Consider the following 15,579-nt stretch of genomic DNA (forward strand, 5'->3'; position numbering starts at 1 on the left):
TCCTCAAAATATTTTAACGCATGATTTCAGAAGTATTTATAAAGAGACCGGTAACGGCAATGGTAATATCCATATTGATTACGATCGTAGGGATAATTGCCGTGACAACCTTACCAATCAGTCAATATCCCAATATTGCGCCACCGACGGTATCGGTTTCCGCAACCTATACCGGTGCTGACGCCCAAACGGTCGAGAAGACCGTAACAACCCCGATCGAGAGCCAGATCAACGGTACGCCGGGGATGATCTATATGAGTTCAAACAGTACCTCCGACGGGGGATCCCGGATTACGGTGACCTTTGAAGTAGGTACGGATATCGATATCGCGACGCTCGACGTGCAGAACAGGGTGAGTATTGCCGAACCCGTTCTTCCGGAGGCGGTACGCCGGCTGGGTGTAACCACCCGTAAGGTGAACACGGATATCTTGATGATGGTATCCTTGGTATCCCCAGACGGTAGCCGCGACCAGAATTATTTGGCCAACTACATCAACCTGTACCTGAAAGACGCGTTATTGCGTGTGAAGGGCGTCGGTGATGTGCAGGCATTCGGACAGCCATTCGCCATGCGTGTGTGGTTGGATGCGAATAAACTCGCGAACATCAACATGTCTCCTGCCGATGTCAATGCCGCCATTACGGAACAGAACTCCCGGATGCCGGGTGGTTCCGTGGGTGCCAGACCGCAGGAAAATGCACAGGTATTCGAATACCCGATTGTCATGGACTCCGACCTGGAAGAGGTGGATCAATTCGAAAATATTGTCGTAAAGACCAATACCGATGGTTCCATCGTTCTTCTTAAGGACATTGCCCGTGTAGAATTGGGCCAGTTCAACTACGGTATCACCAACAAGGTTAACGGACAGGTAGCTTCTGGTATGATGATCTCCCAAACACCGGGAGGTAATGCCGTGGAAACCGCAGATGGAATCTATGCCGCTCTGGAAGACTTGAAAAAATCATTTCCAGCTGGTGTGGATTATGTCGTAGGTTATGAAACCGTTTCCGTGGTGAATGCATCCATCAGCTCGGTAATCCACACCTTGGTGGAAGCCTTGGTTTTGGTAACCTTGGTGGTATTCTTCTTCCTGCAAAGTTGGAGAGCGACCTTGATCCCGCTATTGGCTATTCCGGTTTCCATTATCGGTACGTTTATCTTCTTTATCCTTTTCGGATTCTCGGTGAACAACTTGACGATGCTAGCATTCGTTCTGGCGATCGGTATTGTGGTGGATGACGCCATCGTTGTGGTGGAGGCCGTCCAACATTACATTGACCATTATAAGATGGATGCCAAGGAAGCGACCATGCGGGCCATGAAGGATATTACCGCTCCGGTAATCGCCATTGCCCTCATCTTGGCGGCTGTATTCGTACCAGTAGGTTTTATCCCGGGGATGGTGGGTAAACTGTATCAACAGTTCGCGATCACCATTGCTGTATCCGTAATGCTTTCCGCATTCATCGCCCTGACGCTGACACCAGCCCTCTGTTCCATCATGTTGAAGCCTTCGGCAACAACCAAGGACTCCAAGGGTTTGAATAAATTCTTCTACAAATTCAACGTATGGTTCGAAAAAGTAACCTATAGATATTCCAAAGGGGTAAGAAAAGCGATCAAAGCTTCAACCTTGGTCTTGATTATATTGCTGTGTATTTTCGTGGGAACAGGCTTTATGTTCACGACCAAAAAGACCGGATTTATCCCGAATGAGGATGCGGGTATCTTCTTCATGGGTGTGAGTTTGCCGGAGGGTGCCTCCAGTGCCCGTACGGAAGAGGTCTTGACCGAATTGACGAATGACCTGCGCAAGGACTTTCCGGAGATTGCCTACGTGACGTCCATCAACGGTATGAACCTTTTGAACCGTGCGGCGAAACCGAACGGTGCATCCCTATTCGTGTCGTTGAAACCGTGGGAGGAACGGAGCAAAACCGTTGCAGAGATAACGGGTGCCATCATGGGGAAATACAGGGGCTATTCCAAGGCTTCCGTTATTGCGGCAACACCGCCGCCAATTCCGGGTCTGGGTACCTCCGGTGGTTTTACCATGGAGATCCAGGACCGTCAGACTGTGGACATCAAGGACTTCGAAGCCATGTTGGGCCGTTTCCTTGCCGCAGCGAATCAGCGTCCTGAAATCGGCATGGCCTATACCCTCTTCAACAGTAACTCGCCAAACTACAAACTACAGGTAGACCGTGAGATGGCGAAACGCATGGGGGTTCCAGTTTCCAATATCTACAGTACGATATCCTCGTATATGGGTAGTAGCTATGTGAATGACTTTACAAAATATGGCCGTAACTTCCGTGTGGTAACCCAGGCGGACACCAGTTACCGGATGCATATCGAGGACATCAATAAATTATACGTGAAGAATGTACAGGGGCAACCTGTTCCGATTTCCAATTTGGTTCGGTACGAGTTGACCACGAATCCTTCCATCATCAACCACTTCAACATCTTCCGTTCGATCCAGGTTTCCGGAGAGGCGGCACCTGGATATTCCTCGGGTGATGCCATTGCGGCGCTTGAAGAAGTGGCAGCACAGACGCTGTCGGATGGGTATTCGTATGAGTTCTCCGGTCTATCCCTTCAGGAGAAACAATCCGGAAGTAAGACCATCCAGATCTTTGCGCTCTGTATCCTGTTCGTATTCCTGCTCTTGGCTTCGCTTTATGAAAGCTGGTCGGTTCCATTCTCCATCCTCCTATCGGTACCATTAGGGGTATTCGGAGCGATCCTTGCCCTGACGCTGTTGCCGAACCTGGATAACAACATCTTTGCGCAGATTGGTTTGGTGACCATTATCGGTCTGGCGGCGAAGAATGCGATCCTGATCGTGGAATTTGCCAAGGAGCGTGTCGATATCGGCATGAACCTGATTGAGGCAACCATCGATGCGGTGAAACTACGTTTGCGTCCGATCATCATGACTTCCCTGGCCTTTATCTTGGGTATTATTCCTTTGATGCTGTCCACAGGGGCGGGTGCCGTTTCCAGACAGACCATCGGTTGGACGGTATTCGGCGGGATGACTGCAGCAACGTTCCTAGCCATCTTTATCGTTCCGGTGCTTTACGTGGTGATTACCCGCGTTGCCTACGGAAAGAAGAAACTGGCAGAATTGGAAGCCAACTTCGATGAAGAGAAAAAGAAAAGTTTAAGTGCGCATTAAACAATGCGGTAATGCAACTATAACCTGACGAATAAGGGCTGGTAAGGATTTTCCTTACCAGCCCTTTTTATGTTTATTGGTCCTATTCAGTTTTTTTATAAAGATCTTAACCTCTGTCCGATGGCTATATCCCGTTATCCGTAAAAAAAGGAAGCCGAATCATCACGACTCGGCTGTCCAATTAGCTGCTTGCTATTTACACATAAATAATCTACAGCATTTTACCCAATTTCATTTTATCCAGCAGGTCAGCATAGTTTTGTTGAACATTTGCCGGTGCAAATACGATATGTTCTTCCATGATGGGAATTGCCCGGTCCTTAGCGCCTGTTCGGTACAGCAGAAGGGCATAATTCATTTGGTCCACATCATCCGTTGATTTCTCGAAAGCGGCCTTGCTCCAGTCCAGAACGCCCTGTATGTATTTTACATCCACATCTTTTACGAAATATGCGACATCGCCAGCATACATCCGCTTTAGCGGGTCGCTGGTACTGTTCGGATAGTCAGCGCGGTAGGTTTCCAATGCCTTTGCAAAGTTATCCCATTGATAGGCGGCCTTAAAGAATTGAATCTTTGCATAATCCATAAATTCCTGAATGCGCTCGGGATGTTTTGCTTTGATATTTTGCTCAATAGTTGTCCAGTCCGGAGTTGTGCTCAGGATATAGTATCCCGAAGGGCTTTTTCTTCCCAACGTATTCTGCAGATTTTCAAAGTAGATAATACCAAAATAGCGTTCTTCTGTTGCCCCTTCTCCAAGCAATGCGTTCAGGCTATCGCGTTTATTCAGCAGTTCCTGAAAAGTGGCATCTTTGGAGGAGTTGGTATTGGTGATCATAAGCTTGGCGTTCTGCGCACTGTTCAAGCCACCGCTCATGGCAATATAATCCGATACATCATCCTTTGAGAGTTCTCCAGCTCGCTTCGCGGCTTCAATCTTCTTGAACTGTAAATCCTTGTCATTCGGATTTTGCGCAACTGCACGCTTCAACGTAAAGTATTGGTAGTCCGGATTCGTAACGGTTTCCAGTGTTTCTTTCAAATGGGGTACCCGTTGCAAACCAACTGTTTTATGCACAATCTCTCCATCAGGATTGAAGAAGAGCAAGGTGGGATATCCACTGACCTTATATTCCTTAACAAACGTCCTGCTCTGGGCAAGCCATTCTTTCTTGAGGGGGTCACCCGCTTCATCTTCATCAAACTGTACCTTCACGGAAATAAATTTGGCATTCGCGATCTCCCCGATCGTCTCATCCGGGAAAACAGTGTTATCCATCACCTTACAGGGGCCACACCAACTGGTGTAGCAATCCATCAGGATGTATTTGTTTTCTTGCTTTGCCTTCGCCTTTACCTGCTCCCAATTAAATCCTTTTACAAATTGAATCCCTTTCTCCTGCGCCATGAGCACACAGGGAAATAGCAAGAGCAGTACCATGAGCTTTTTCATATCTCTTAATTTAATAGTTCATGAATGGCCAGAACAGCGATGCCATTTTTCAGCACCATCTGCAGGGGTGTCTTTTCCACCCTTGACCCATAGATGTTGCTTGTAGATGATACGATGCCGACCACCTGACCACGGTTATTCAACACGGGACCACCGCTGGATCCTACTGCATAATCTGCCGTAATCGTCATGCGGTACTGCCGTTGCTTTGGATTCGCAGGGTTCACCAATTTTCTATTTTTGGCAACCAATCCCGATGTCAGGAAATAATAATTCTGCTCGGGATGAGCGATGACAAATACCTCATCGCCAACGGCCAAGGGTGCACCCAAATCGAGGTAAGGCATCGGCTTTCCCGGTCGATGCAGCGTGAAAAGGACCACATCGTTGCTCGCCGAATAAGCTAATATTTTATCTATTGTATACACTTCCCCATTATAATCCTGCAGGTAATACATGCTGCTGTCCACTTTCCCCGCGTCCTTTCCCTCCGTTTTGCGCATATGGATCAATTCCGATAGCACATGGTGGTTGCTGACACAGAGCCCATCCGGACTGATCACGAACGCTGTTGCCAGCGGTTCCGCCAAAGGAGCGAGTTCGGGGTTGGCATGATTCAGCCTACCCAAAATTAAGACTGCCTGTTTCTTGGTGGCATAGAGCTCCTTTACGGAAAGCACATCCACCTTCCGAACTTCTTTTTGCTGCCAGCTAACCGGCGCATCATCTTTCAGTCCTTTATTCTCCTGTTGAAATTGCACGATGGTCTTCCCCTTGTTAGCGGATGCCGCTTGTAGAATTTTCTCCTCCAACCCTACTGCATATCGGCTATCGTCCACAAACAGGCTATCTGCCTTGTTTTGGCCAAAAGCCTGTACCTGGGGAAGCACAAGCCCGACCATCAACAAAATATGAAAACAGTATTTCTTTCCGAATAACATCATGTTATTTTAATATTTCCTTCAATGTATTGATGAGCTCAGCTCCTCTGAGGTTTACCGCGACAATTTTCCCTTCCTTATCCAACAGGAAATTTGCCGGAATACTCGTCACACCATAGGCATTGGCCACTTCATTATCTACCCCTTGCAAGTCGGATACTTGCGTCCAGGTCAATCGATCGATTTTGATGGCATTCTTCCACATGGGCTCTGCTTCCTTCTTATCCAATGATACGCCAAGGATATCGAAACCTTTTTCCTTGAACTGTTGATGCGCCAAAACCAGATTGGGATTTTCCGCACGGCATGGAGCACACCAGCTCGCCCAAAAATCCACCAGCACATATTTGCCCCGGTAATCAGAAAGCTTAACAGGTTTCCCATCCACATCCGGAAGTGTAAAATCCGGCGCAATGCTTCCCACGGATAACGCTTTTGATTGCTCCAAGTTGTAGGCAACGACCTCCCCACCTGGTGTGTTCTTAACCTCTTCGGAGAGGCCATCGAACAATTGTTGAATGACTTCTTTTTTCCGCCCGTTAAAAAGCGTCAGGATTTCCGAAATACTGACCACACTGTTCGGATGATCTTTAATGAACTGTTCCGAAAAAGCATATTTGGTCTTGTACAGGCTATCGATGCGATCGTCAAAAGCCTTACTCTCTTCTGTACTCATGGTTCTTGAGGCTTGTTCTTTTTGCTGTGCCCGGACCTTCGCTTCAAAATCCTCATCAAATTTCTTGACGATTTCATAATCGGCAAATGTTGGCGAACCGGAGACCTTCAAGTTCTTCAGGTCTTGAAAAGTACCTGCAACGGTGATATCTGCGGGTTCGATATAGATAAATTTCGCTACGGGTCCTTCCGGCAGTTTCGCAACCAGGAAGGCATTGGTAGGTCCTGGAATCTCGCCTGCGAAGGCGAACTTTCCATCCTCTACTTTTACGGAATCCTCGCCAGGGTAATTCCCGCGGCGTATCAGATGCACATAGTCTGTAGGCCAAGATTCAATATCTCCTTTCAGGGTAAAGCTCGTTTGCGCGAATACATCCAAAGCTGGCAGGGTAAGCACCGATGCGATAACTAAACTCCTGAGTATTGTTGATTTTTTCATTCTTTCCGTTTTTACATTAATTAGATTCCAATGGACGTACATCCGTACCCATGTATTTCAGGTTTTCGCCAATAAATAGGCCTTCCGGACTGGTTCTCACCTGCTCATTCAGCCCCTTGAAAAGGGCAACAAGCGCAGCATTTTCCAAAACATCCGTTAAGCTCTTCAGTTCTGCAAGACTAACCGCACTTTGGGGATGGCTTTTTATGAATTCCTGCGAGAACTTCACCCCCGTTTCTCTTAAGTTGGCAATACTGTTGTTCAAGGCCTGAATTTCTTCATCGTCCTCCGATTCCTCGATTTGCAGGGTATATTGGGCGGCTTTGGTATTGATTTCCTCATGACCCTTTTTCAGCGCCAAGTAATCCTTATAGCTGGGCGATCCCTGCACATCAACATCTTGCAGCGAGCTGAATGCCCCTTGGACTGTGATATCTCCGGGTTCTACATACAAGAACTTCGCAACACCACCTTTCTTCGCCGTAATCAAGTAAGCCACTGTTGGTCCCGCAATCGTTCCTTTAAAGGCAAAGGATCCATCTTGTGTCTGTACGGAATCTACACCAGGGTAATTGCCCTGACGAACCAGGTATACAGTTTCTGTCGGCCAACCGGAAATCTTTCCGGTGACAGCATATTTTTCTTGTCCATATCCTTGCATGGTCATCAGTACTAAACCGATGCTGGCAAGTCCAATTTTTACGATATCTTTCATCATCAATCTTATATTTTGTTTTCTATACCTCATTATTGTCCCAGCAATTCCGCCAGCTTCTTGTTCAGTTCTTCACCCATAAGATTCTTGGCGATTATCTTTCCGGAAGGGTCGATCAGGAAATTCGTCGGTACGACCTGGATGGCATAAAGCTGCGCTGCAGCATTCTTTTGTGCGCGGAGATCCGACACCTGTGGCCAGATGACACCGTCATTCTGAATGGCTCTTTTCCAACGCCATTCTTCCTCTTTGGTATCGATAGACACGCCAAGGATTTCCAGACCCTTATCTTTATATTTTTTATAGGCAGCCAATAAATTGGAGTGTTCCTTCCGACATGGAATACACCAGCTGGCCCAAAAATCCAAGAGCACATACTTGCCCTTGAAATCGCTTAACCGAATTTCTTTTTGGGTAGAATCAGGCTGCACAAAGTCCGGCGCTATTTTCCCCAACTGGATGTTCCCCAAGTTGGTGACATAGGCTTTGAGATCTTTACCCTGTTCGGAATCCCTCACCGAAGCATCCACGGTGTTGTACAATGCCGATAACGTTGGATAATCCACATTTCCCGAGATGGTGAACAATTCATAGATGGCACCTGGGTTTTTCGGATTGGCAGTGATGAACGCGCGCACATCCTCCACATCCTTTGCATTCAAGGCTTCGATCTCTCGATAATACCCCTTTACCTTCGCTTGGTCCTTCTCCGAATGGATAAAATTATAGATGCTATCGATCTTGGCTTTCTTTACCTCATGGATGTTCTTGATGCGCTGATAAGCCGCCGACAAATCCGAACCTGATACCTGCGCAGTGGATAGGTTATCAAATTCTCCCTGAATGGTTGTTGTTCCGGGTTCGAGGAAGAAAAATCGGAAGACCGGGTTTTGCTCATCCTTCGAAACCAGGAAGGCATTTGTCGCCCCGTGGACCTGTCCCTTAAATTCAAAGCTTCCATCCTTATTTTCCACCGAATCCTTCAGCACCTGGTTGCCGCGAGTCTCCAAATGAATATATTTTCCCTGCCAGCCCGTGATCTTGCCCTTTACGGTAAAATTTTCCTGCGCCATCACACTATTTCCTAAGGAAAGTAGGCCGATGCATGCTCCGATAATTATGTATTTCTTCATCTTCATCTATTTTTATTCTATGCCCTTGACTTCAGCAATTGCCGTATTTCCATTAATACTTTCCATCACCTCAAACTTAAAGTATCGAGCATCGACAGGTTTTAGGAAACGAAGGGTTTTGATATCTGGATTTTCTATTGAACTATCCCAATAGATTCCACCTGGCATATAATATCCTTCATAATTCCAGTTGGTGCCATCCTGACTCGAGAATACGCGTATTTTACGGAAATCATTGTACGTGTCGTCGTATTGAGGCGTAAAGAAGAACCCTTTCACCTTTTTCTGTGCGCCTAAATTCAGGATTAAACTTTGGGGTGCAGCCGAAACATACTTTTCAGATTTCCAATAGGTTTCGATCTTTCCGTCCAGCACATTTTTCGCTGGATTTTCCGTATCGGCTTCTGTAGAAGTTGCAACCCATTGGCTACGTTTCATTTCCGTACCGGTCAGACCGTCATTGCCGATGGCAATATTTTTCGTTTCTGCGGAGGTATGTTTTATTTGAATAAAGGCCAGATCACCCTTCGATGCACTGTCGGGAGCCAAAAGTCCCGGACGACTCTTATCCTCGAGGCGGACCGCCAAGACATAATTCTTTTGCAATCCGGAAGCATCCAGTTTACTGTAGTCAATTTCCACCTTAAAACTATCCTGTGAGGACCATTGATTTTCCTTGATCGTCACGCTATCCTTTAGGATTTTATAGGCCCCATCGGGTACATATTCCACCTGCGCATTGATTGCTTTGGCAAAATACGCCAAGGTTTCCGGCGAACGGTCAACCTTGACTTTACTGACCACATCGGTAGGTACCGCTTCAGAAATCTTCGCAGAAAAAGCAACGGTATTCCCGGCATCAGGCTGTCCATTGATCATCAGGTTTTGAAACTGCCCATAGATATAAGGATTCCTGCCCGTGAGGTTGTAGAAATTTTTCGCTCTCGAAAAGGTCTCCATTTTCCCACGGATGTAGGATGCCAACAAGCGCATTTTCACGAACATCACCTTGCCTTTTAACTGTCCGGGTCCGGATTCCACCTGCAAGCGAAGTGGAATAACATATACGCTGTTTGCGGTTAATCCAGAGCCATCCTGTAGCTCGATAATCAGGGAATCCTTAGCCTTTGTTGCATTTTCCTCGACCACCACGGTATTCTTCTTTAATCGAAAAGCCTTTTGAGGGAAGGGCAATGATTTCACATAATTCAAGCTGTCGTAAAATTTCAGTAGGGAGAGGTCGATGGTTGCAGCGATCACTGTAGGTTCTGCTCCGGCCTCTTTTATTTCTGGCACAAAGAATGGTGCAAATTTGGTCAAATTGCGAATCGCCGAATCACCAAGGTACGTCGAGGTCGCTTCACCGATCGAACTCGCCTGATATTCCCCAAGATCTTTGGCAATATCCTCCAGTTCCCCTAAATTCTCCTTCTTACAGGAGCTCATCATCAAGAATAGGCTACACGCAAACAGCACCAAAAACTGGGTGTGCGAAAGCATATGGAATTTCAATCTTTTCATGGTTTAGGTTATCTTGGATTAGGAACAATTAATGGATTGATCGCAATAATTTTTGGCGCGATCTGCATCAGGTATCTCGGACTGTTCGGTTCCAAGGTTGCATATTCCTCCACCACTTCATCCGACCAATCATCATATAATACACGTTTTATTGTCTTGCGCAGTTTGGGGTCCCGGTTCATCCTTTTCTGGTCAAACAACCGCAATCCTCCATGAAAAAACAGTTCCTTTCTACGTTCAGCGAAAACAAGCGAAAGGATTTCCTCATTCGTCGCGGTCAGGTCCGAAGGTCCTTCCATGCGCGCACGCTGTATTCTATTCAAAATATTGAGTGCTGCTGCGGTCTGATTTTTTCTGGCCAGGCATTCTGCTTGGATAAACAACATTTCAGTCACACCAATACTGTAATTAAAGGTCATTTTTCCGGATCGGTGCACGAAGGTCTTTCCATAACCGAAAGCCCTTTCCTTCCTAAGATCATCCCAAGAAAAAGTTGCCAAGAACATGGGGTCAGCATCAATGGCTTTGCGGTGGACCACATAATAATCAACATCTTCCCCGGATTTGGCCAGGTAGACCTCCGGACTCTCGGCTTGATCCAAGAGCGATAATGGATAATATTTGATCTCCTTGAAATTGAGCAGGGTATCCCGAATGGCCAAAGCAGCAGTTGCATTTTTCTCCGCATTGGCGTAATCACCCATATACAGATAGGTACGTGCTAAAAGACCCAATGCAGATGCACGCCCGGGATGAATGACCGATTTCCCCATTTCCGGCAATTCCGCAGTCGCTACCGCATCATTTAGATCCTTGAGAATCTGAGTATAGACTTCTTTTACCGTCGCCCTTCCTTTCTTTTCTGTGTGCCCTGGATCAAGTACCAACGGCACAGCAGGATTTTTATCAACCGACCCTGCGGTATAATCCGTTCCGTATACATTCGCCAACTGTAGGTAAAACCATGCCCGATGGATTTTGGCCTGCGCCAAAAGTACGCTCCTCGTGGATTCCTCACTCGGATTATTTACCGTAATCGTAGGTAACTTCGAGAGGATAATATTTAGCTGAAGAATGATCTCATAAGCTTTATTGTACGTTTTATCATCCTCTCCCGCTGTCCAGATGTTATCGCGCCAGAAATAGGCATTCGCATAATAATCCTTTTCAATATTCTTTTCGAAGTAAGCATCATCGGACATCAGATCAGCCATATAGAAACTGCATTTGGAAAGATCTTCGTGGTTGATCATTTCTTCAAAATCTGCGACAGTGGACGGATTGACCGTTGCCGTATCAGGAAGGACGTCCAAGAACTTCTTACATCCCATACACAGGATGACGCTTAGTATACATAGTGGACTTAATATTTTCGATTTCATAACGTTTCCCCCTATTAAAATGACGTATTCAATGTTAAACCATACTGCACAGGGATCGGTAGGCCTGGACGCCCCTGATTATCCACGGTATTTGGATCCAGGTGGTATTTGTTCTGCGTCCAAAAAGCCAAATTCTGCACGTGGAAAGCTACCGATAAACTTTGCATATATTTCCCGCTGAACATATCAGCTGGTGCCTTCCAACCGACCATCAATTCCTGTACGCGGACAAAATTTGAGGAGAAAAAGCTGTTGGAAGAGTTCTGGGTTAGATAATTCCTGTACGATCCGATGGATTCATTGGAAAGTGCCGGCACATCTGTAAAGGCTTCATCGCCGGGTTTCCGCCAACGGTCACGGATGAGGGCACTGTTCTCGAAGGATTTCGATGGTGTCGGGATATACCGTTTCATCACACCGCCCAGGTTGACCAATAAGGTCGCTCGACCGAAGAAATCACCAATGGTGACATCCTGAATAATACCTGCTGTCCAAGGCGCACGCGTGACACCCATATACACCAATCCCTCAGCCAAAGTCGTGCTATCCGGCGTCGCCGTTGGATTCCCATTCTTATCGTAGATCTGTGGATTTCCCTGTGCATCCAAACCTGCCCAACGGTATCCCCAAACATTACTGGTGCTGTACCCTTTGCGGTAGGCCGTCAGGTACGAGTTGTCGGTCCGGTATGGTGGATCAGGCACCTCAGCGGCAAAGTTCTGGTTGTATGCTCCGTTCAGACCTGCAGAATACCGGAATCTAGGTTTACTGATGAACTCCGATTTGATATAAAACTCCACACCCCGATTGACAATGTTACTGTAGGTCACCTCATTTTGCAAGCCCGTAGATGGGTCAGGCGTGGTGGGAATGCCGTTCGAAATACCGATGTCCGAACGGTTATAATACCGAATATCGATACGTGTCTTTTCATTGTTCATCCCCATTTGCGCGAACACCTCGATATTTCGGTTGTTCGGCGGCATCAGTCCGAAATTGGTATTGGTAGCCAAACTGAAGCCACCGCCCTGTGGCGCATTGGTTCCCATCATCAGCCCCATACCTTGGAAGGAACTGGTATTTTGAATGGTACCACCCACCAACAGGCTACTGATATATTCGGAATGGAAATAACTTTCGTGCTTGATATCATAGGTCAGGTTTGCATTGATCTGCGATTGTCCCTCTGGAGACTTATCATAACGTGCCGTAAATAATAGATTCCCATCCCGAAGGAAACCCTCCGCTTTAAAGCCAAGGTAACCCAAGGTGCGCTTCATATCAGTCGAAGTCGTATCGTTGAGATTCCCCGAATACGGAATACCGTACATGGTTTGCGTGTTATACGTTGCGCTTAACGCCAATTGCTTGTTGAACAGATTTAGGGTCACCTTCTGGAATAGGTTCTCCGAGGATTGCCCCCTTTGTTGAATGGGCAGATAGTTATTTACCCAAATTCCATACGTATTCCAGTCAGGCTGTAGTGTTCTGCTACCGCTGATGGGTTTAGGAATATCGGGCAATTTATTCTTTACGTAGCCCGTACCTAATGTGACATTGCTTATCCAAGTTGGCAACCAATCCCTTTCAAATTTATAGTTCAGTTCGCCCGAATACGTCTGGGTTCTTGCGTACGTAGGCATCCCATAATTGGGTGACAAAATTTCTCCGTAATTGAAATCTAATCTGATCAAGCTATCTTTTAGGACATAATTCAAACCACCGTTGTAATTCATGCTTCGGCGGATAGTTTTCACCCCCATGTTGGGCGTAAATAAGTAGTTCAGGCGTTCCAACGAAGTTTCCGTGCTGTACACCGATCTGAACCCCCGAACTCCGCCATCTGGATTCACAGGAATATATACCGGGGTTGAATACCCTGTTTCTTGGTTATACCCATACTGGGTTGGAAAGGAAGGGATTTCATAGATATCACTACCTAGACCACCTCCGGCACTCACACCGATTAAATGATCGCCGATCTGTTTTTTATAAAGCAAAGCAGAACGAAGACTCAATTGTTCCTGCATATTGGAAGACTTGCGCAGAATATCGCCAACAGGAACATGGAAATCGACCCCATTTGCCGTAGGAGAACCGTATCTATTAAATGTTTGTCGTGCTTCGCTCGATCGCCAATCGGTTATATTTTCGGTTTTATTATGCAGCCTACGGTAATACACGGAATTGATGAATTTTAGTCCTTTCAGAATTTCCCAATCCATATCTAGGCGTGTTTGTGCATGCCATCCTCGTGTAATGGAATTCTTCAGTCGCGAATCTTCCAAAACATTGACACCATGGTTAAAATATCCCGCTTGCTCTATCAGGGCATTTCGCTCTATCGGTAAAATCGTATAATCATACACATATCCACCATCTGCTCCAAGGAGAAGCTGATAGGGTCTCGGCAAATTGTAAACGGAAATATCACTCCCCCCTTCATTTGATTTGGAATATCCGCCGTTCATGATCCATTTCATCTTCAATCTACCCTGCAGCAAATTGAAATCATTTTTAATGTCCATCGTATAGGCATCCGCATTGTTGCCCAATCCATTGGATTTGGCGTTGCTGTAACTGGTTGTCACAGCAAAACGGTGTTTCGTACTGCCCCCCGAAACATTCAATAAATGGTTCATGGAAAAAGCATTTTGTTGCAATAGGCCGATCTGGCTTTCATTCGACAAAAGGGCCAGGGAATCCATCGAGCGATTGAATTGCTCTCTTGTAATGGTTTTGTTGTATAGCCTATTCAATAAGATGGTGGAAATATCCGTTGACTCGGCAAAACTTTCCCCGGTAACATAGGCTGAGGAATCGGCTATGCTCTTGAATAGATCCACTAAATCCGCCGATGTCGCTAAACCCAAGTCCTGCACACTATACTTTGGCTTTGGCTTATAGTACATATTGGTACTGTAGGTTATGCTTACCTTTTGATTTTCGCCACCCTTAGTTTTGATAAGGATGATCCCTGCCGTTGCTTTAGGTCCCCATTTGATCAATTCCTGAGGATCTTTGATCACTTCTACGGATTCCACATTGGCCATTGGATAATCTGCGGGAAATTCCTCCACCGGGAATCCATCGATAACTACCATCATGCCTTCGGTATTTCCGAAACTGGCAGATCCGCGCAGTTCGGGAACCAAGGTCACGCTGGACGTTGTACTGAAAACAGGAAATACCGCTCCAGCACCGGGAGGCGGTGGCAATCCGCGTTCGATCGCTTGGATAACCTGAGGGCCGAACTGCGGGTCACGCTGCAGGTACTGTTCAACGGTGTAATAAGTTATAATCAATTCCCCGGCAGGTCTAGTACCTACATTCACCCCGATAACTTTTCTTTTATTGGACGGTAAAATCTGCAAGGTAAGCCCCGGAACGGTTCCCTGCAGGATCTGCCCAAGGTTCATGTAGCCCCGATTCGAAAGGTCAATCTGGGTATTGAGGTTAAGTTTTTCCTTTACTTTCGCTTCGATGGTCACATCCTCCACTTCATATACACGTTCGAACATCTGTACCTTCAGGGAAGGTTCTCCTCGGTACATGATGATGCTTTCCTTATGGCCCTGTGACCGGAAACTGATGAGATCCCCGCGACTGGCGGTAATGGAAAATCGTCCTGACCTATCCGTCACACCACGTTTGTTGAGACTGTCCTTCAAGTTCAATACGGTTACCCCGGCCATGACCTCACCCTGCTGATTTATCACCCTTCCCGGAACCAAGGGATCCGCCACATCATGGTCCGCGATCATCTCTTCCTCTTCCTTGGTAATCGGTTGGTTTTCCCGTTTCTTCACCCCTAGGACAATGGTCCGGTTGGCAATGGAATAGGAAATAGGTTGTGCATCGAAAATTTCATTCAGCACCAACAAAAGCTCTTTGTTACGCACATTGATGGTAACGGGTGCCGCTTTGCTGATGATAATTCCTGCGTAGAAGACATCATAATTGGTCTGTTTCTTAATCTTCTGCAGCACATCCTCCAAAGGGGCATCCTTCTCCCGAAGGGTTACCTTTTGGGCCATTGCCGGAACAATGAAAAGGAGACTGAAGATTAAAATAGTTAGTGCGGTTCTCATTTTAGGTATTTCAATTAATAATTGTGTGTAAAATT

Annotated in this window: 9 protein-coding genes; 1 reads left to right on the top strand and 8 read right to left on the bottom strand. The window is 46.5% G+C overall.

The window, feature by feature from the left end:
• Positions 1–20: 20 nt before the first annotated feature.
• On the top strand, positions 21–3,191 hold the full coding sequence (locus G6N79_RS16465; RefSeq protein WP_103905702.1) for an efflux RND transporter permease subunit: 3,171 nt from the start codon (positions 21–23) through the stop codon (positions 3,189–3,191).
• A 211-nt stretch (positions 3,192–3,402) separates the two neighbouring features.
• Here G6N79_RS16465 and G6N79_RS16470 read toward each other — a convergent pair whose 3' ends face one another.
• From G6N79_RS16470 to G6N79_RS16505, 8 genes are all read right to left on the bottom strand, one after another.
• Positions 3,403–4,647 (bottom strand): thioredoxin family protein, encoded by a 1,245-nt coding sequence (locus tag G6N79_RS16470; protein WP_103905703.1) that lies wholly within the window; start codon positions 4,645–4,647, stop codon positions 3,403–3,405.
• 5 nt (positions 4,648–4,652) lie between these two features.
• Complete coding sequence (locus tag G6N79_RS16475; RefSeq protein WP_103905704.1) at positions 4,653–5,591, bottom strand: S1 family peptidase; 939 nt, start codon at positions 5,589–5,591, stop codon at positions 4,653–4,655.
• A gap of 1 nt (position 5,592) precedes the next feature.
• The gene (locus G6N79_RS16480; RefSeq protein WP_160003667.1) at positions 5,593–6,702 is read right to left on the bottom strand and encodes a TlpA disulfide reductase family protein; all 1,110 of its coding nucleotides are present in this window, start codon (positions 6,700–6,702) and stop codon (positions 5,593–5,595) included.
• Positions 6,703–6,718: 16 nt separating this feature from the next.
• Positions 6,719–7,420, bottom strand: coding sequence for a DUF4369 domain-containing protein (locus tag G6N79_RS16485; protein WP_160003669.1), 702 nt, complete (start codon positions 7,418–7,420; stop codon positions 6,719–6,721).
• A gap of 29 nt (positions 7,421–7,449) precedes the next feature.
• Positions 7,450–8,550: a TlpA disulfide reductase family protein gene (locus G6N79_RS16490; protein ID WP_160003671.1), complete on the bottom strand. Its 1,101-nt coding sequence runs from the start codon at positions 8,548–8,550 to the stop codon at positions 7,450–7,452.
• 12 nt (positions 8,551–8,562) lie between these two features.
• Positions 8,563–10,071, bottom strand: coding sequence for a BT_3987 domain-containing protein (locus G6N79_RS16495; protein WP_103905708.1), 1,509 nt, complete (start codon positions 10,069–10,071; stop codon positions 8,563–8,565).
• Between the two features lie 8 nt (positions 10,072–10,079).
• Complete coding sequence (locus G6N79_RS16500) at positions 10,080–11,402, bottom strand: RagB/SusD family nutrient uptake outer membrane protein (protein WP_164527220.1); 1,323 nt, start codon at positions 11,400–11,402, stop codon at positions 10,080–10,082.
• Positions 11,403–11,467: 65 nt separating this feature from the next.
• Entirely contained in the window at positions 11,468–15,544 is a 4,077-nt protein-coding gene (locus G6N79_RS16505) for a SusC/RagA family TonB-linked outer membrane protein (protein WP_146060592.1), read from the bottom strand.
• Between the last annotated feature and the right edge of the window lie 35 nt (positions 15,545–15,579).

Origin of the sequence: Sphingobacterium lactis (genome assembly GCF_011046555.1) — a bacterium.
In the GTDB taxonomy this organism is placed as follows: domain Bacteria; phylum Bacteroidota; class Bacteroidia; order Sphingobacteriales; family Sphingobacteriaceae; genus Sphingobacterium; species Sphingobacterium lactis.

Bases quoted from the DNA above. Each gene is read 5' to 3' on its own strand.
- G6N79_RS16465 (WP_103905702.1), top strand. From the start codon at position 21: ATGATTTCAGAAGTATTTATAAAGAGACCGGTAACGGCAATGGTAATA.
- G6N79_RS16490 (WP_160003671.1), bottom strand. From the start codon at position 8,550: ATGAAGAAATACATAATTATCGGAGCATGCATCGGCCTACTTTCCTTA.
- G6N79_RS16500 (WP_164527220.1), bottom strand. From the start codon at position 11,402: ATGGGATGTAAGAAGTTCTTGGACGTCCTTCCTGATACGGCAACGGTC.
- G6N79_RS16480 (WP_160003667.1), bottom strand. From the start codon at position 6,702: ATGAAAAAATCAACAATACTCAGGAGTTTAGTTATCGCATCGGTGCTT.
- G6N79_RS16485 (WP_160003669.1), bottom strand. From the start codon at position 7,420: ATGATGAAAGATATCGTAAAAATTGGACTTGCCAGCATCGGTTTAGTA.
- G6N79_RS16505 (WP_146060592.1), bottom strand. From the start codon at position 15,544: ATGAGAACCGCACTAACTATTTTAATCTTCAGTCTCCTTTTCATTGTT.
- G6N79_RS16495 (WP_103905708.1), bottom strand. From the start codon at position 10,071: ATGAAAAGATTGAAATTCCATATGCTTTCGCACACCCAGTTTTTGGTG.
- G6N79_RS16470 (WP_103905703.1), bottom strand. From the start codon at position 4,647: ATGAAAAAGCTCATGGTACTGCTCTTGCTATTTCCCTGTGTGCTCATG.
- G6N79_RS16475 (WP_103905704.1), bottom strand. From the start codon at position 5,591: ATGATGTTATTCGGAAAGAAATACTGTTTTCATATTTTGTTGATGGTC.